Origin of the sequence: Candidatus Viridilinea mediisalina (assembly GCF_002532535.1) — a bacterium.
Classification (GTDB): Bacteria; Chloroflexota; Chloroflexia; order Chloroflexales; family Chloroflexaceae; genus Viridilinea; species Viridilinea mediisalina.
This window is the reverse complement of record NZ_NQWI01000109.1, coordinates 1-17,609: the sequence shown is the minus strand read 5'-3', so window position 1 is coordinate 17,609 and position 17,609 is coordinate 1. Positions and strand designations below refer to the sequence as shown.

8 protein-coding genes are annotated in these 17,609 nt (G+C 58.6%); 6 read left to right on the top strand and 2 right to left on the bottom strand.

Going from position 1 to position 17,609, the window contains the following annotated elements; genetic code table 11:
- The first annotated feature begins 140 nt into the window (after positions 1-140).
- On the top strand, positions 141-1,139 hold the full coding sequence (locus CJ255_RS17370; RefSeq protein WP_097645366.1) for a TolB family protein: 999 nt from the start codon (positions 141-143) through the stop codon (positions 1,137-1,139).
- 158 nt (positions 1,140-1,297) lie between these two features.
- Here CJ255_RS17370 and CJ255_RS17365 read toward each other — a convergent pair whose 3' ends face one another.
- Complete coding sequence (locus tag CJ255_RS17365) at positions 1,298-1,858, bottom strand: DUF4126 domain-containing protein (protein ID WP_245863530.1); 561 nt, start codon at positions 1,856-1,858, stop codon at positions 1,298-1,300.
- 127 nt (positions 1,859-1,985) lie between these two features.
- Between CJ255_RS17365 and CJ255_RS17360 the strand changes: the two genes are divergently transcribed.
- Complete coding sequence (locus CJ255_RS17360; protein ID WP_097645364.1) at positions 1,986-2,798, top strand: ion transporter; 813 nt, start codon at positions 1,986-1,988, stop codon at positions 2,796-2,798.
- Here CJ255_RS17360 and CJ255_RS17355 read toward each other — a convergent pair.
- Entirely contained in the window at positions 2,777-3,493 is a 717-nt protein-coding gene (locus CJ255_RS17355; protein ID WP_097645363.1) for a YwaF family protein, read from the bottom strand. The genes CJ255_RS17360 and CJ255_RS17355 overlap by 22 nt on opposite strands.
- Here CJ255_RS17355 and CJ255_RS17350 point away from each other — a divergent pair.
- The 4 genes from CJ255_RS17350 to CJ255_RS17335 all read left to right on the top strand — a co-directional run bounded on the left by CJ255_RS17350 (position 3,492) and on the right by CJ255_RS17335 (position 17,516).
- The gene (locus tag CJ255_RS17350; RefSeq protein WP_097645362.1) at positions 3,492-3,845 is read left to right on the top strand and encodes a CidA/LrgA family protein; all 354 of its coding nucleotides are present in this window, start codon (positions 3,492-3,494) and stop codon (positions 3,843-3,845) included. The two genes, CJ255_RS17355 and CJ255_RS17350, sit on opposite strands and share 2 nt — an antisense overlap.
- 156 nt (positions 3,846-4,001) lie before the next feature.
- On the top strand, positions 4,002-4,646 hold the full coding sequence (locus tag CJ255_RS17345; protein ID WP_097645361.1) for a LuxR C-terminal-related transcriptional regulator: 645 nt from the start codon (positions 4,002-4,004) through the stop codon (positions 4,644-4,646).
- A 231-nt stretch (positions 4,647-4,877) separates the two neighbouring features.
- Positions 4,878-16,427 carry a LamG-like jellyroll fold domain-containing protein gene (locus CJ255_RS17340; RefSeq protein WP_097645360.1) on the top strand — a complete coding sequence of 3,850 codons (11,550 nt, stop codon included), beginning with the start codon at positions 4,878-4,880 and terminating at the stop codon, positions 16,425-16,427.
- Between the two features lie 378 nt (positions 16,428-16,805).
- Positions 16,806-17,516 carry an LrgB family protein gene (locus CJ255_RS17335; RefSeq protein ID WP_097645359.1) on the top strand — a complete coding sequence of 237 codons (711 nt, stop codon included), beginning with the start codon at positions 16,806-16,808 and terminating at the stop codon, positions 17,514-17,516.
- Positions 17,517-17,609 lie beyond the last annotated feature (93 nt).

Genomic DNA, 17,609 nt, shown 5'->3' with positions numbered 1-17,609 from the left:
ATTGGAGATTGGAGATTGGAGATTGGAGATTGGAGATTGGAGATTGGAGATTGGAGATTGGAGATTGGAGATTGGAGGCGGCAATGAACCCGTTTTCTATCTGCTGATTTTACGGCATCCATAATACGAATTGGTAGCTTATGAAATCACTGTGCTTGTTGCTCATGTTCATCATTCTACTCACCGGCTGCGCGAGAACCGATCCAGCAGCAGCACCAGAGCAAGGGGCGGTGGTGCAGGGTGCGGCGCTGCCCGGCAAGCTGCTCTTTGTCCGCCAAGGGGTGATCTGGTGTTGGCAAGGGCGCGAGGCGGCACCACTCTTTGGTGATGGGCGAGCGGCTCATCCCGCCTTGTCGCCTACAGGTGACCGCATTGCGTACATTGCGCGTTCCAATAGCTTTAGCGACTTGCTGCTCGCCGATGCGACGGGCCAGCCCTTGGCTCAATTGACTACCTATGGTACCAATGAGCCACCCAACAGTTTACGGCGTGTCTATGCAAGCCGTTGGGTCTTCTACCCCACGTGGGCACCGGATGGAACAAGTCTGGCGGTGGCCGCCCAAGCTGCCCCGCCGATGGGCGATCCGCCGGTGGATTACAATTTAGGCTTGGCGCTGTTGCCGGTCGGTCCGGGGACTGCCCGTCCGCTCTATTCAGCCGAGGGAGCCCAGGTGGCCGGTAGCGCCTTTAGCCCCGATGGTACCACGCTGATCTTCACCCGCGCTGCCAGCGTACCCGGCGGGCAACAGCGGCTCTACCGCCTCGAAATGGCCAGTGGTGCAGCGCAGCCGGTGGCTGGTGCGCCCACACCGAGCTATGATCCTGCCTTTTCACCCGATGGAGCATGGCTGGCCTTCACCGCCCGCGATGGTGACCAGACCGACATCTTTGTTTTGCCGGCCAGCGGTAGTGGCACACCGCTACGCCTTACCAGCACTGGCCTTGCCCGTGCCCCCGCCTTTGCGCCTGATGGACGCCAGATTGCCTTTCTCGCCATCAGCCCCGACAGTAGCGGCTTCGACCTCTGGGTAGCCGAGCTACACCAGAACGAAGGCGGAGGACTCAGTGCTGGCCCCCCCCGCCGCCTCACCCAAGGCATGAAACTGGATGGCGACTCAGGGGTGGTGTGGGGCTTGTAGGCTTTTGGAGAGAGGACACAGAGCTATTCACCACAGAGGCACAGAGGACACAGAGGTTTTGGTGGAGGAGGATGCCAATCATGGTAATTGCTTTACCATAGCCCTCTCTGTGTCCTCTGTGTCTCTGTGGTAAAAAACTCCGTAACTCTACAAAAACTCTATTGACTACGGATCTGCCAGATGCGGCGGGCGCGGCGGAAGACCCGAAAGGCGATGAAGGCAGCTACCAGGGCAAGGGTGAGCGCAAGGAGGGGCATGAGCATAGCGAGGATGGTGAGGGTAAGGGCGACAATATCTTCAATGATGCTCACAATGGGATTGGCGCTACCGGCGGTTGCTGCGGTAATAACGGGGCGCATGGTGGATCGCGCAGAATGGGTGCTGAGGGCGACAATCAGACCGGCTATGGTGATCAGGGCCGGGTGGATGGTTGCGAGTTCGCCTTGGCTCGATAGGGTTACAATCGCACCCGCAATCGGGCTAATGATTAAGCCAACGGCATGAAAGCCGCTATCAATCGCAGGAAGCTTGTCACCTACAAAATCAACGATGGCCAAAATGGCCAAAATGGTCAACACAAGCCCATGGCTCAACAGATCGAAGGGGGCAACGAGGTCAATCAGACCGAAGCGGGCAAAGAGGCCAATGCCGAGCAACGGAATGTAGGCATTCAAGCCCGATGCTGCCGCCAAACTCAAGCCGGTTGCGAGCGCGATCATGATTTCCACGCATTGCTCCTTGTCGTGTGTGGCGGTTCACTACGGCGCAGCCCGTAGTGAACCGCCCTGCTTACGGTTGACGTCCCGCACCATATAAGACGTGTTTCAATGGCAAAAGGTTGCAATAATGAGCGAACCATACCCTACACAGGCCCGTCGCGTTGTTTATGCCTTGGTTGAGGCACCATCCTTTCAGCGGTTCATTATTCTGGTGATTGTGATCAATGCGCTTACGCTTGGGCTTGAGACCTCCGCTACGATAATGGCACAGGTGGGGCCGTGGCTGCATATGTTGGATCGGATTGCACTCGCTATCTTTGTGCTAGAGTTGGGGCTGAAGTTGTGGGCCTATGGCTGGAAGTTCTTCCGGAGTGGTTGGAATATCTTTGACTTTGTGATTGTAAGTATTGCCCTGATTCCGGCGGTAGGTGCCCTTTCGGTGCTGCGCGCTCTGCGCATCCTGCGCGTACTACGCCTCTTTAGTGTCGTACCGAGCTTGCGTCTGATCATTGGAGCGCTGATTGGTGCTATTCCAGGCATGGCTTCGATTCTGATCATTCTGAGCTTGATCTTCTATGTGAGTGCAGTTTTAGCAACGCAGCTTTTTGGTAATGAGTTCAGTGAGTATTTTGGCAGCTTAGGTATCTCGGCATTAACCCTGTTCCAGTTGATGACGTTGGACAGTTGGAGTGGCGATGTGGTGCGTCCAATTTTGGAGGTCTATCCGTTCGCATGGCTCTTCTTTATCCCGTTCATCGTTATCTCCGCCTTTGCGGTGCTGAATCTCTTCATTGGTGTCTTGATCAGCAACATTGAGGCGGAGCACCAGGCGCGTCAGGATGAGCATGATCAGCGTTTGGAAGCGAAGCTTGATCAGCTTAGTGCCGATGTGGCCGAGATGCGGGCGCTGTTGCAGGCTCAGGGGCGCTTGAAATCATAGAATGCAATGGGTAGGTAGACCAGCACGCAGATGATCAGGCCAATGAGTTGGAGTGGGATAATGTACCATGGCCATGGCCCCATGACATCGAGCAGGGTCGCATAGTCTGGCTTGCGTGCTAGGAACATGTAGTTACCTCCAGTGAGCCAGTTGGTGAGGCCAATGGGAATTAGAATGAGGTTGGTGCTGAGGGCCACGCGAGGGAAGGATCGCCAGGTTGGGCGGTAGCCCCACGCGGCCATAGCGAAGATGACGGCCCAGAGAATGACCCCATGGGATGTCCAGAAGATCAGGTAGACGAAGTGGGGGAAGTTGTGGCCACTCGCTTGCAAATCGGGCGTGAGTAGGGCTTGGGTGGCGCCCGCAAAGCCCCAGAAGTAGAGCAGTTCAAAGAGGCGGTAGTTGCGGGTCGCTAGGAGGATGGCGGCCAATAGCACGGAGAGGGTACAGAGGTGGAGTGGCAGCGAGTAGGCAATATGCCAGACGCCATGGGCACGCTGCCAGAGATCCCAGGCGATGGTGTTGGCTAAGGCAAAGCTTGCGATGCTCCAGCGCAGCCCCTGCTGCCCCCGTGGGCTCAAGCGTGGCGTGATCAGGGCCACCAGCAGGCAGACCAGCGCCACCGCCACGAGGGCGAGTATGTGTTCGGAGCTAAAGAGGCGAAAGGGAGGGCCGTCGTAGGTTAAAGAGAACATGGTAAATGCAATCCTTGCGCTTTTGGCGCTTCAATTGATGGGTGAGGTGTTGGTTCGGGCGTTTGGTTGGCCGCTGCCAGGCCCAGTGGTGGGCATGCTGCTGCTCTTTGTGGGGCTGAAGGTGCGCGGTGAGGTGCCTGCAACGCTGCAACGGGTGGCTGATGGCCTCTTGGCCAATTTGACCCTGCTCTTTGTACCGGCTGGCGTTGGCGTGATGCTCCATCTGGAGTTGCTGGCCGCCGGTTGGTGGCAATTGCTGCTTACGGTGGTGGTCAGTACCCTTGTGACGCTGGTGGCGACCGCGACGGTGATGCAAACGCTGCTGGCGTTGACGCAGAAGTTGCGGCGTTAGGGTAGTGCCAATTCCAATAGCATATCGTATTATAGGAGAACAACTTGCGGCGATGAAAACGCACCGCAAGGGATGCTTTGTAGCTCCTCATACCGTTTGTGGCGATGAACGCGCACCGCGTTCCTTTTGCTTCATTGCCATTTACCATAAGCACATATGCAAGCACCTATCCGCGTCTTTATCGTTGATTCACACCCTCTGATCTGTGAGGGTTTGCAATCGATTTTGGCTTGGGAAAAAGACATGCTTTTGGTGGGTCAGGCGGCTACGGTTGAAACGGTCTTCTCGATGCTCCAGCTTCTTCAGCCTGATGTGATGCTCTTGGAGGTGGTAACGGTAGCGTTTGATGGCGCTTGTCTGATTCGCAAAACGCGCCGTGATTGGCCCAAACTACGGGTAATCTTGCTCACCAATGGGTTGCATTCGGATGCGGTGTTGGCGGCGATTGAAGCGGGAGCAGTAGGCTATGTGGGCAAAGAGATGGCCTGTAACCATCTGTTGGCAACCATCCGCGCCGTCATGCGCGGTGAGGTGGTTTTGCCCCCAGCCTTGTGTACCATCCAAGCGCACCTTGATGTTCCGCTTGTGCCAGCCGAACGCTGTACGCAGCAGTTGACCAAGCGTGAACTGCTGATTCTCACCCTCTTGGCCCAAGGCTTGAGCAATCAGCAGATTGCGGCAGAACTGAAGATCAGCCGCAGTACCGTCGGTGTGCATGTGAGTCATCTGTTGGCAAAGCTGGGCCTTGAAAACCGGACGAAGGCGGCGCTCTTTGCGTTGCAGCATGGCTTGTTGCCTTGAGAGATACCGAGTATTTCACCACAGAGGCACCGAGGACACAGAGATGATGAGGTGAGCGCAATCACGCTCTTTACCCCAAAACCTCTGTGTTCTCGGTGCCTCTGTGGTGAAGATCGCTCTGCCGCTTCAGCGCTTCAAAAATAAACTTCTGCTTATTGTCCCCGGTGTTGGCGCTCTGTATACTAACCATCAGCACGATTAGCCAATCCACATATGCTGAGGAGCATGCTCATGGTTAAGCGGAGTCGCATGACGCTGTTTGTTCACGCCTTGCCGTTGTTGCTGCTTGTGTTGCCGTTGCTGGCGCTTTCGTTTGTACGCCTACAACCAGTGGTACGAACCGATCCGGTGACCGCGAGTTTGCAACGTGCGGTACTGGCTGGTGGCTATCGCTTTCAAGCCGATGCGTTATTGGTAAGCGATCCAGTGCCCTCAATGGCCAGTGTGGGTCAGGCACCAGAACGACATGAGCTCTTCTTTCGTGGCCATAGTAATCTGAAGGACGATGAGACCTACCTGCGGCTCTGGACGCAGGGGGGCAATGTGAGTATGGGCGATGGCAGCGTAGAGCTGCGCATCAGTGAGGGCACGACGCTGATCCGCGAGGGTGAAGGCCCTTGGGAGGAGCATCAGGGGCTTGGTGATCTCTATGCGCCTGGCGGCGACCTCTTGGGTTACTTAACCGCAGTGCGCGAAATAGAGCTATTGGCCCATGATGCGGCCCTTGCCGATGGCGTTACCCGCTATGGTTTTCGCATTGATGGCCCGGCTCTGGCGTTGTACCTGCGCGATCAGCAGCAGGAGGCGCTCATCCGGGCTAATCGTTTGCCTGCCCATGTGCAGTTGCAGCCCAATGAGCAGTACAATCAGCTTGATGGTTCGGGGGAACTGTGGGTTGATGCGGCTGGGCTGCCGGTACGCCAGATTCTGCACCTGCGCCTGCCTGCAACCGGGCAGCAGGGGGCGTTGCGCGCCCACTTTACGATGGATCTGACGGTGAACGACCCGCCAGCCAGTGGGCTATCATTGGGCTTTCAGGCTGGTCTCGTCAATATGATCAATGGGTTGAGTGGGCTTGCACCGACGGTAGCAAGCTTTTTGTTTGCCTTTTGGCTCATGGTGAGCCTGATTATCTGGCAGGGTTCGCGCCGCTTGGCCAATGCGATGGCCTTGGTGTTGATTACTGCACTAGTCGTGAGCCCCTTGGCGACGGCGCAGCGGGTGCATGCCTTCCAGGCTGAACAGACAGAAGAACTGGCCCAACAGCAGCCCAATCATGCCGTGCAACCCGTTGAACCTGCGCCGCCGAGTGTGGCTGAGGTGGCGGCCCATGCGCTAACTGAGGTGATGCTCAGTTCGGTGCGTAGCGAGGCTGCTGGGCAGGTGAGCGACGATGGCCTTTGGGTGAATACCAGTAGTTTTGCACCAGCCGGCGATACGGCCCACTTGATCAAGTTGGCCCAATTGGCCGAGCCGGTCTTGCCCAATGCCTCGTTGGCCCTGACCCACGATGATGGGCGCGATAGTGATGGCGATGGGTTGACCGATTTCCAAGAACGCTTCTTGGGCACCAATCCCTTCCATCCTGATACCGATGGTGATGGGCTGACCGACTTCCAGGAGGTGGTTGGCTTTGAGCATGGCGGTAGACGCTGGTATCTCGATCCGCGCTCCAAAGATACCAATGGTGATGGCATTATCGATTCGCTTGAGGTTGAAATTGTTGGCGATACCATTCGTGCCCGCGACACCAATGGCAATGGGATTCCCGATGCCTTTGATCGTGACAACGATGGCGATGGTGTGCCGGATCTGCTTGACCTCTCGCCCAACCAGCACTCGATAGGGCGAGGTGCCTTTAACAACAGCAGCCCCTTCTGGCTCAAGCTCGACAACCTGAGCTTCAATCGTCCGGTGACGATTGATTTCCAGGTGCGCCCGCAGAACGCCCAACAGCTCTGGTATGCCCAGAGTAGTTTCGATTGGCCTGCTGATCACGAGGGGCAGATCCAGAATCGCAACTACAGCCGGGGTGATGTGCAGATTCTGCCGATGCTGGAGATCACCGTTCCGCCCAACTCGCGGGCGACGCTGCCGCCCCATACGCCAACGGGCAATGGCAATTTTAGTTCTGATGAACTAGGTGCCCAGGGGGTCACACTGCGTCAGGCCGATGCCGATGCCCTTGTGGCCTATGTACCGCTCAACATGGTCTCCGATCCGCAAACCGGCGCACGGGTGGCCTTGATGGGGCGCATGCTCTACCGAGGCTCGCCGAGTTGGGGCAGTGCCCACCGCATCCGGCTGGTCTGGGCGGTGCAGATGCGTAACGACCTGCCCGATGGGCGTATGGATGTGCCTTCGATTATTCAGGTCTATGACAATGAAGCATGGTTCCTGACCGGCTTGCAGGTGCGCGAGGATCACGGCATTACGGGTGGCCTCTTTATGGTTGATCCGGCGGCCCAGGCTGATGCAATCCAGCGCGATGATACGCTCTTTGCCTTTATCAACAGCCTCGAGACCACCTTCCTGCGCGGGCGCACCGATCTGACGCCAGCCGATTTGGTGCGGCGCTTCAATCGCCTTAGCAACATGCATGTGCCGAGCGATCAGCGTTGGGGTTTGCCCAACACCATGCGTGCCGAATACTTTAGCTACAGCGATCCGTTGAGCATGGTGCGCGACTTGGGTGGGCAGCGTAATCGCAACTTTGTGCAGCATGTGCAGGCACACCACGAACCAATTGTGCTGAACCTACGCACTGAGCAGTTCCGGGCGCTCAATCTCAATAGTGTGGGTTCCAATGCATCGTGGCATGGAACGGTGTTGACCTTGGATCTGCCCAGGAGTGGGGCGCGTGCCGTTCAACTTCAGACCAATGCGAGTGTGAATTTGAACGCCTATGAGTTTAGCAATGGCGCTTGGCAGCCCTTACGCCATGATCAGATTGTGCAACGCTTCATTATGCGCCACCAACCCCAGACCAGTGCTGATGAAGAGTTGCGGATGGGGCAACTGGCGCTGCTGCGTAACTATGTTGCGGTGCTGGTGCAGGGCGTCAGTAGTATGGTCAGCTTTAACGAGAGCCAACTATTCGCCAGCCTTGCTCATGGCGATGCGCTGGTGGCTCAGACCAATGCGGCGATGGCGAACATTGCTGCGGGAGCGCTCAAGCATGCCAATGCGGCCCTTGGCCCGGCTGAAGGCTCTGATACCAATCAGCAACTTAAGCTCTTGGGCTCGATGCTTATAAGCTTGGGGAAGACTGGGGCAAGTGGTGGTGTTACTGCATGGAAAATTGCCGGAACGTTCCTGACCAGTTTTAGCGATAAGGCTGAGTTTGCCGTGCGTGGTGCGATCATTGGTGCGTTGTTAATGGGCGTAACCTTGATTATTGCCGCACAACTTGGGAGTATGTCGCCAGAGTTAAACGATTGGTTGATCAATGGTGGCTTGGATCTTGTCCAGCACGTTGTGATCAATGTCGCCGCGATTGTGCAAAGCGTGGTGAAGCTGGTAGTGATTGCCCGGACGATCATGAACTCTGGTATTGAGCAGGTGATCAATACGACACCTGGGTTGAATATTTTCATTGGGGTTCTCACCATTGGTGCTACGGTAGGGTTCGCGATCTACCAAGCGATTGCCAATCAGCTCTCTGGTGTGGCACTTGCTCAGTTGATTATTACGACCACCCTGCAGGTTGCATGGACGATACTGTTGATCGCTTTGTCTTTTATTCCGAAGTTTGGCCTGATCATCGTTGCGGTGATTGCGCTGATTGATGCTGTCCTCTCAATCATCCTTTCACTCATCTTAGGGCGCGCTACGACCTTCTCGACCTGGATCTTTGAACAGATCGCCCGCTTTATTGTGGATGAGTCGCGCTACTTAACGGTGCGTCCACAGGTGACACATACCTCATTTGGGCTTGTGAATCCTAGTATGGGAATGACAAGCCAAAACATCTTGCGCTTTAGTGGGTATATCGAACCCAACTTGGGGTGGAATCCAAACCGGATTGGTAATCGTTGGTGGGGGCGCCCATGGAGCGATCAAGAGGCGTGGAGCCGCGTCTCGGGCACGGTTAATTTCGCCACCCACCAGCAGAACCTCAATGCCGGGCCTAGCTTCCCACCGATCAGTTGGCGCTACCATAGCCATCTGGATCTGCGCTTTGCGGCTGGGCTCAATCGGGCCACCGAGATTTGGCTTAATACCGCTTTTAATCTACCGCTCAAACGCTGCATCTTCCTATGGTGCGGATCGTATGATGATACCCAGCGCTACAACACGCGCATTGCCGATCGGGTCGTCTTTGATATTTTGCCCGCTAACCTTGATGAATTCTTTGCCATGGCCTTCACTGGTTCGGGCCATCGCCTTGCTTGGGATGGCCGCTTCCCTGAGTTGCCCGATGCCGACTTTGATGGCGTGGCCCGTGGCATGGATCCCAATGATCGCACATGGGACGCCGATGGCGATGGGCTCTCCGATGCCTTTGAATTGGAAGCGGCTAGTCGAGGATTGCGCTTTGACCCCAGGCAGCGTGATACCGATGGCGATGGGCTCTCTGATCTGGAAGAGGCGATCCTGGGTACCGATCCGGCGCGGCGCGACACGGATGGCGATGGCCTCTCCGATTTTGAAGAGGTCAATGGCTTCATGATGAATGTTAGCGGGCGCATGCTGCTGCTACGTACCAATCCGCTGCTGGCTGATAGCAATGGCGATGGGATCAGCGATTTTGTCAAGGTGCGCCAGAGCGATGCGCTAGCCGAACGTTCGCGCATGGCCCATTGGCCGCTCAATGAAGCGGGGCCTAACCGTTTCGCCGATCGCCATGGTGGTCTGGCACTCACCTGTGTGCCCACGTTCCACTGTCCTACTGCTGGGGTGAATGTTGCAGGTCGTACGGGGGTGCGCTTTGATGGCAATAATCACCAGCTTACTGCCTCTGCCGATGAGCGATTTCGGATGCGCGATGAGTTCACCTTTGGCGCATGGATCTACCGCACTTCCCATCATGGCGGCATGATCTTCAATCGTGAAGGTGAGTATCAGTTGGCGATCTTCCCTGGTGGGGGCATTCTTTGGGCGATTGCGAATAGTCGTCCCGGCTGGACTTGGGTCTATGTTGGGGCGGATGCGCCGCTCAATCAGTGGGTGCATGTGGGCTGGACCTACAACCATGGTACGGTCTCCACCTATATTAACGGCAATCTGGTGCATACCCACCATGGCGCAGGGACGATTGGTGATGTGAGCCCCGACCATAATGAGTTGCGTATTGGTGGCCGCTCGGCGCTTTGGCAGCCCTTTATCGGCCTGATCTCTGATGTGCATGTCTTCAATCGGGCGCTGCCAGCAGGCGATCTGCGTGTGGCCACCGGCTTGCAAGCAGCATTGGCCGATGAGCAGGAGCAGCCGGTTGAGGCCAATCTGGCAGCAGCGATTGGCATCTTCCCGGAGATTGATGATCCCGATCTGGTGGTGCATCCTGGCCAGAATTTGGTCTATACGGTGACCTTGCGCCACAATCTGGATGAAGGTCAGCCTATTCGTGGCACGGTCTGGCTCAATACGCCCGCTGGGGGCTTGCCCTCTTCTAGCTTTGAACTGCTGCCTGGGGCGGTGCAGACCTTTGGTACCAATTTGACGGTGCCCAATGATGCGCCCGAAGGTACGTTTACGCTGGATACGATGGTGCAGTATAGTCTGAACGATGAGCAGACGGCGATCTGGACGGCTCCAGCGCTGCTTACCCAGGCGGGCAATGGGCCGCGTGCCCTGGCGCTCGCTGCAACCGCAGGCGCACAGCCGCCCTATGCGCTCGCAACGGAGGCTGATGGTCAGGTGCGTTTCTATGCGACCCAAGCCGATGCGTTGCCTGAAGCGATTGCCCTAGGGGCGGGCACTGCGCCCGCCGTGGCCTGTGACAGCGCCGGTTGTCTGGTGAGTTGGCTGGCTGATGCTCAGGTGCAGGTACGCTATGTTGCCGAGGGCAACGCTGCGGCCCCGCTCAACCTTGGTGCGGGGAGTAGCCCGGCGGTGGCCAGTCGGAACAATGGCTTCCTGGTGGCTTGGCTTGACGATGGGGCGCTGCGGGCGCAACGTTTCGCGCAGGACGGCACGCCCCAAGGCGAGCCGCTAAATCTGGGGGTTGCGAGCGCCTTTGCGCTGAGTGGCGACTCCGAGGGCTATCTGGCGCTCTATGAGCGTGGCCCGGCGGAACAGCGCGACCTCTGGATGCTGCGGGTGAGCGATGATGCTGTTGGTTCGCCCCAGGCGGTGAGTGCCGCCGCAAGCGCTGAGACTGCACCGGCGCTGGCCTTCAGTAGCGCCTTTACCAATACGTTGGCCACCTACATGCGCGACGGCTCGCTCTTTGGGCGGATCATCAGTGGCACGATGGTTGGCCCAGAGGTGACGCTGCTCTCGGACAGCGATGGTGCCCTCGTTCGCCCGGTGGTGGCCGCAGGCGACGATCACTTCGTTGTAGCCGCAGGGCTGCTGGTTGATGGACGCCCCAGTATGGTCTATCAAGCGGTTGCTGCCAATGGCTCACTGCTCGGCAGCAAACAGCTCTTTGCCTGGGCCGCAAGTGGCCCACAAGCGCCCAACATAGCGTTGGCCTGCCGCAGCGAGCAGCCCTGCCTCGTTGGCCCAGCGGGCCTCGCGGGGGCCGATCTGCAGGTGGCGAGCATGCGTGCCACGTTGCTCTCGGATCGTGCGGGCCTCGTGGATCGGGGCGTCTTCCCCATGCCCCTGACGCTCACGGTGGATCGCACGCCGCCAGTGGCGCAGATATTGTCGCTGCAAGATGGTGACTATCTGCCTGCTGCCAATCTGGACGGGGGCTTGGTGCTTGGTGGCACGGTGAGCGACACTAACCTGATCGAACTGATTGAGGTGAGTGTCAACAATGGCGCTTGGCAGCCCGCCGAAGGCGATACGGCATGGTTCTTCAACCTTGATGTGAGTGCGCTGGCCGAGGGTGCCCATACGCTGCGCGTGCGGGCCCGCGATGTGGCGCAGAACCAGGGTCAGCCTAGTGCGCCGCTTACGGTGATTGTAGACCGTGGTGCGCCCGATCTGACGGTGAATACCCTGCCGTCAGAGCTGGTTCGCCCGCAGCTTGACGCTCAGGGGGCTTGGGGCTTGCCCTTGACTGGCACGCTTGCCGATCCGGCAGCGGGTAACCGTCCGGGCAGTGGCAGCAACCAGTTGGTCCTGCAACTGCTACCTGCCGACGCAGAGGCGCTGATCACGGTGGCCCAAGAGGTGACCGCAACCAATGGTCTCTGGCAGCACTTCTATCGCTTGGCTGGCCCAAGTGGGCTTGATCCGCAGATCAATCCACCCACGGGGAGCTACACCTTCACCATGAACGCCGCTGATGCGGTGGGCAATGTGCGTGAGGTGACCGCGACTACATTGGTGCGCGTTGATGCGACGCCGCCGCAGATTGAGTTGGAGCAGCCTGGGGAGTTGATCTCAACCACCCAGACGCTGCGGGGAACGTTGAGCGATCCGGGGAGTGTGGCCAGTGGCGTGCAGCAGCTTGAGGTGGCCTTTGTGCCCGCCGAGCAGGTGGAGTTGCAGCAGGAAGCGGGCATCTACCTGCCCTTTGAAGAGCCTCTTGGGAGCCAGGTCTTCCACAGTGCGGCTGATGGTGCCAGTGTGGGTGCGTGTGACCCCGCCACCTGCCCGACGCTTCGTGTGGATGGGCGCATAGGCCAAGGGCTCACGCTGCTCCCAGCGCAGCAGGTACAACTCGCTGATCGCCTGGGTGAAGTGGCTGGTCTCAGCCTCGTGGCCTGGATTGATGGCTCTGGCTCACTCTTTATGCGGGGCGAAGCGGGGAGCGCAGGCTTTGTGGAGGTAACGACTAGTCGCGTGCGACTCCAAGGGACGACGGCAGCCTGTGAGTTGCCCTTCAGCCTGCCCGCCGCTAGTGGCTGGCAGCACTTCGCGGCAACCTACGACGGCACGGCGCTGGCCGTCTACCATGAGGGTAGTCTGGTGGCTACGAGTGCCTGTGACGCCGGATCGCTCCCAGAGGCGACGGCGCAACTCAGTGGCTTTAGTGGCAGCCTCGACGAGGTGGCCTTCTATGGGCGCGGGCTTGAGGCCGAAGAGGTTGGCTTGCTCGCGGGTGCGCTTGAAGCCACCTGGCTCAATGCCAGCCTCGCCAACCCTGGGGCCACCACCAGCGCATGGACACTCACGGTGCCCGAAGGACTCGATGGGTTCTATGCCATGATGTTACGGGCGAGCGATGTGCTGGGCAACCAGAGCATCGGACGCGATGGATCGCTCTTCTGGCGTGGCATTGTGGATACCGCCGCGCCGCGCCTCGGCGTCACGGTAGCCCAGCAGGGCAGTGGCGATCTGGCGCGCACGCTGATCACCTGCCAAGCCTACGACATCAATCTGGACAGCAGTACCCTAGACTGTGTGGTGCCAGCGGGGACAATCCTGGATGAGCAGGAGCGCTTCTTCGCCTATGAACCACCAGCCTGGCAGCGTCTCGGCCTGTCACTACAGAATGGCATGGAACGCACCATCGTGGTAGCAGGCCATAGCAGCTACAGCGCTGCGGCCACGGTCTGCGATCGCTTTGGACGTTGCGTTACGGCCACGCCGCAACAGGCACCCTCCGAGGTCGCACCGCTCGATCTGTTGGTTACGCAACCCAGTGCCACCGTCTTTACCAACCTCAACCCGCTTGCGCTACAGGGCAGCCTTGCGGCAAACGCCGGGCTGCGGGCGCTGACGGTGAGCATCAACGACACGGTTGTGCATCAGCAGAACTGGGATGCCGGGGTTCTCGCTGCCAGCTTTAACACCACATGGACGCCGGGGGCTGAGGGGCGTTACACACTACTGGTGGTGTTGGAGGATCAGCAGGGGGAACGCATCGAACGTAGCCAAACCCTCTTTGTAGACATTGCGGCCCCCACTGCCATCGCCTTTGCCCAGCCGGTCATCACCAGCACCGCAATCATGAGTGGCGTCCTTGCCTTGCCGATCAACGTGAGCGACACAGGGGTGATTACCAGCGTACAAGGTTCGCTCGACAACACCACCTGGATTGATGCAGGCTTGTTTGGGCAGACGTGGTACCTGCCGGTGCTTGATACGCCCAACATGGACGGAGCGAGCCTGAGCTACCATCTGCGTGCCAGCGATGCGGCTGGGCGCACGATTGAGGCACTCAATCAGCAGGTGATCATTGATGTCACACCACCTGCGCCACTAGAGCTTATCCTAGAGACAACCACTGGGCAGGCTTTAGCTACGGGTGATGTTGTGAGAACGCCGGGTGTGGGCCTGCGGATGCGTTGGCCTGCGGGCAGCGACGGTTCGGGCACGGTCAGCTTCTGGGCTGGCTGGAGCGAAGCGGCCACGCCGGAGCAGGCCCAGTTGAACGCCTATGGCGCGGGGGCGGGCAGCCACAGCTTGGACAATCCGAGCGAAGCGCGGGCCTACTACGCACATCTGATCCAGCGAGACGCGCATGGCAACCAGACCATCCAGACGGCGGGGCCGATCATCTTCGACACCCCACTCACCCCCAACCTGATCTCGCAGCGCGACAGCGTGCAGCCAGAGCAGCTTGTGGACACCGGCTGGATGGCGAGTGACTGTGCGCTCGTGGGCCAGAATAGTGCTCTGGCGCGGCGCAGCAATGACCTCGCGGCCAACAATGCCGTGCAGCAACTCTTTGCCACCTGGGACGACCAAGCGTTACGTTTGGCTTGGCGTGGCACCATCTGGGGCGAACACGACGATCTCTACATCTACTTGGACAGTGCCGAGGGTGGGGCCACGGTGGCCTACAGCGAGGGCATGCCTGCTGGCCAGCCAGAAGGACGCATGCCCGACGGCTTCAGGCCCAACCTGTTGCTGCGCGTAGACAATCCGAGCAATGCCAGCCTACTGCGCTGGAACGGCAGCACCTGGCTTGACGCTGGCAGCGACGTTATCATCTGGCCCAGCCATGAGCGCCCCGATCAGCTCGAAATCTACCTCCCCTTCACCAGCCTCGGGCTGAACGACCCGGCCAACAGTGACGTGGGCCTGCTCGCCTACGCCACCGAAGCCAACAGCCTCAACATCTGGTCAATCATGCCCGCCAACAACCCCCTCACCAGCGCACGGGTCTTGAACAGCCCCAGTAGTATCGGCAACGTCACACACTTCCGCTTCACCGACATCATCTTCTGGGAACACATGGGGGCCGGCGTTTGTCCAAGCGACGAGCAGTTCCTCGTAGACATACGCTTTACCCTCAGCGCCGATCCTATCGGTTCAATCTACTCGCTCTTTACCGACGAGAACATTGAGCACCAAGCCTTGCTGCTGGACGGCCCTCAGGGTCAGATTGCCAGTCTTGAGCTACCCCACTTCGACTACCAACACCCGTTGCTCTTCGACGGCCAGGTCATCACCTACACAGTTCACTACGAGAACATTGGTGAAGTGAGTTCACAGAACTTACGCGCTTGGATCATCAACTGGGATGCCCTGCGCATCCCCAACGCCACCTTGGTCTACGACGAAGAGGGCATCCCCTACTATGAACTCTTCCTTGAACTTGGCGATCTCGCGCCGGGCGCAAGCGGCAGCACCAGCTTTACCGGAGTTGTAGATCGGGCGATTGCCCAGCATGCTGACGAAAACGAGGATTGGGCCACCCTCGACATCTCCTTCCACGACGACAGCACCGGGCTTGAGTACGCGATTGACTGGTTCTTCATCGATCATCCGGTTGACATTCTGCCGCCGGAGTTTATCGCCATCGAGACACCAGAGCGCTTCGTCGCTCCGGGGGCCTTCATGGTAGAAGGGTTGGTCTGGGACGAATCGGATGTACCGGACATCACCATTGAGCTACGCTTTGGCAGCCAGGTGCGTCAGGTCAACTGCAGCGATCCGACACCCGACGATGGTGAATGGTCGTGCCTAGTTGATCCAGGCAACCTCGCCGACGACACTGCCATCAGCGTGCGGGCGCGGGCCACCGACGCGGGCGGCCATGTCAGCGACTGGAGCGAAGTGGTCAACCTCAGGGTTGACGCCACAGCCCCACGGCTGGTATTGAGCGACGCCACAGCAGCACGCTTGGCGCTTGGTTCAGTTAGCTTTGGCAACCTCAACCTAGCCGGGCGGGTCGTAGACGAGCGAGCGGCAGCAGCGGTCGAAATCTGCCTTGACCGCAACGACAGTCGTGGCTTGCAGTGCGAAGTGGTAGTAGTCGGTAGCGACAGCCAGTGGCACTACCTCTTGCCGATTGACAGCGAAGGGGAGGGGCGCAGGCAACAGGTGCAACTCACCCCGATTGACGAAGCGGGCAACCGAGGCGCAACACAGAGCTACAGCTACATCATTGACATCACGGCACCAACGCTCAGTGGGCAACTGATCCGCCCGCAGATGTTGCCAGCCAACGCCATAAGCGGCAGCAACCTACGCTTCACCGGAACCTACAGCGACGCAGTAAGCGTCGTAGGCATCAGGGTACGCATCGAGCAACCGGACGGCACAAGCAGCATCGCAGCCGCCGAGCTACAGAGCGGCACATGGAGCTACAACCTAACCCTACAGCAAACGGGCGAACACCGCATCTTCGCGGAAGCCCGCGACGCCGCAGGCAACGTCCGCATGATCGGCCCAATCATCGCCGGTGGCCCGTTGAAGGTGTACCTCCCACTGGTCATGCGTGAAGGCGGAGGACGGCAGCATGTCTACCTGCCGTTCGTGCAACGGTAGGGTTCAAAGTTTTTGGCGTACTCCACGAAGAGTAGCGCAACTGACCTGGCAGGTGGGGCGCGTGCAGCCACCATGAGGACACTAATGATCCCACCGTGCCCCACCTGCTAGGTCTTATAGGCTGTTGGCATCTCAGACCTGCCAGGTGTGCGCCGTGAAGCATTGAGCAGCACCGCAACGCTCGTGTACGGCGCACACCTAGCAGGTCGTTTGCCCGCGTTCCATGGGCAAACGCTTAATACCAAATTATCCTTGAACATGCCGCATCATCAAGAACGCAAAAGCCCATTGGAACTCATGTTCAACAATCAACAATCTACCATCTGAAATGGTATACTACTACCTCCTACCTTTCCTCATTGCTTCCCTTACGTTCCTATGTATCACATCTGGGTCTACCTTGCCGAGACGCCGCTGCTGTGGCTTACGGCGACCATTGGGGTCTATCAGTTGGCGAGCTTGGTTGCGCGACGTTTTGGTTCGCCACCGCTGCTCAATCCGGTGTTGTTGGCAATTATTGTCTTGGTGCTGCTCTTGTTGGCCACCGATACGCCCTATGCAACCTATTTTGATGGGGCGCAGTTTGTCCATTTTTTGCTGGGGCCAGCTACGGTTGCGTTGGCAATACCCCTCTACCACGCAGAGCGCAAGTTGCGTCAGGTGCTGCTGCCCGGCTTGGCGGCGCTCTGCGCGGGTGCGGCGGTAGGGATTGCCACGGGGGTGCTGTTGGGGCGCTTGGTGGGCTTGAATGAATTGGTGTTGCGCTCGCTGGCCCCCCGCAGTGTTACCTCGCCCATTGCTATGGGGATTGCTGATGGCATCGGTGGCTTGCCTTCACTCACCGCTGTCCTTGTGATTCTGACTGGCATGACTGGGGCGGTGTGCGCCAAGGAGGTGCTTGATCTCTGCCGCTTCCGCGATCAGAGTGTGCGCGGTTTTGCACTGGGGCTCTCGTCCCACGGCTTGGGGACGGCACGTGCGCTGCAACTCCACCCCGAAGCTGGAGCCTTCGCCGGACTGGCTATGGGCCTCAATGGGGCCATGACTGCCCTGCTCATGCCATGGCTGCTTGAGCCGCTGGGCTTGTAGGGGCGCTTTATACCAATTACCCTTGAACATGCCGCATTATCAAGAACGCTAAAACCGCAATAGCGCAAAAACCACGCTGTTGGGGAAGCAGAT

What these genes read in the sequence shown, in the direction of transcription:
- CJ255_RS17370 (WP_097645366.1), top strand. Translation starts at nt 141, where the DNA reads ATGAAATCACTGTGCTTGTTGCTCATGTTCATCATTCTACTCACCGGC.
- CJ255_RS17365 (WP_245863530.1), bottom strand. Translation starts at nt 1,858, where the DNA reads ATGATCGCGCTCGCAACCGGCTTGAGTTTGGCGGCAGCATCGGGCTTG.
- CJ255_RS17360 (WP_097645364.1), top strand. Translation starts at nt 1,986, where the DNA reads ATGAGCGAACCATACCCTACACAGGCCCGTCGCGTTGTTTATGCCTTG.
- CJ255_RS17350 (WP_097645362.1), top strand. Translation starts at nt 3,492, where the DNA reads ATGGTAAATGCAATCCTTGCGCTTTTGGCGCTTCAATTGATGGGTGAG.
- CJ255_RS17355 (WP_097645363.1), bottom strand. Translation starts at nt 3,493, where the DNA reads ATGTTCTCTTTAACCTACGACGGCCCTCCCTTTCGCCTCTTTAGCTCC.
- CJ255_RS17345 (WP_097645361.1), top strand. Translation starts at nt 4,002, where the DNA reads ATGCAAGCACCTATCCGCGTCTTTATCGTTGATTCACACCCTCTGATC.
- CJ255_RS17340 (WP_097645360.1), top strand. Translation starts at nt 4,878, where the DNA reads ATGGTTAAGCGGAGTCGCATGACGCTGTTTGTTCACGCCTTGCCGTTG.
- CJ255_RS17335 (WP_097645359.1), top strand. Translation starts at nt 16,806, where the DNA reads ATGTATCACATCTGGGTCTACCTTGCCGAGACGCCGCTGCTGTGGCTT.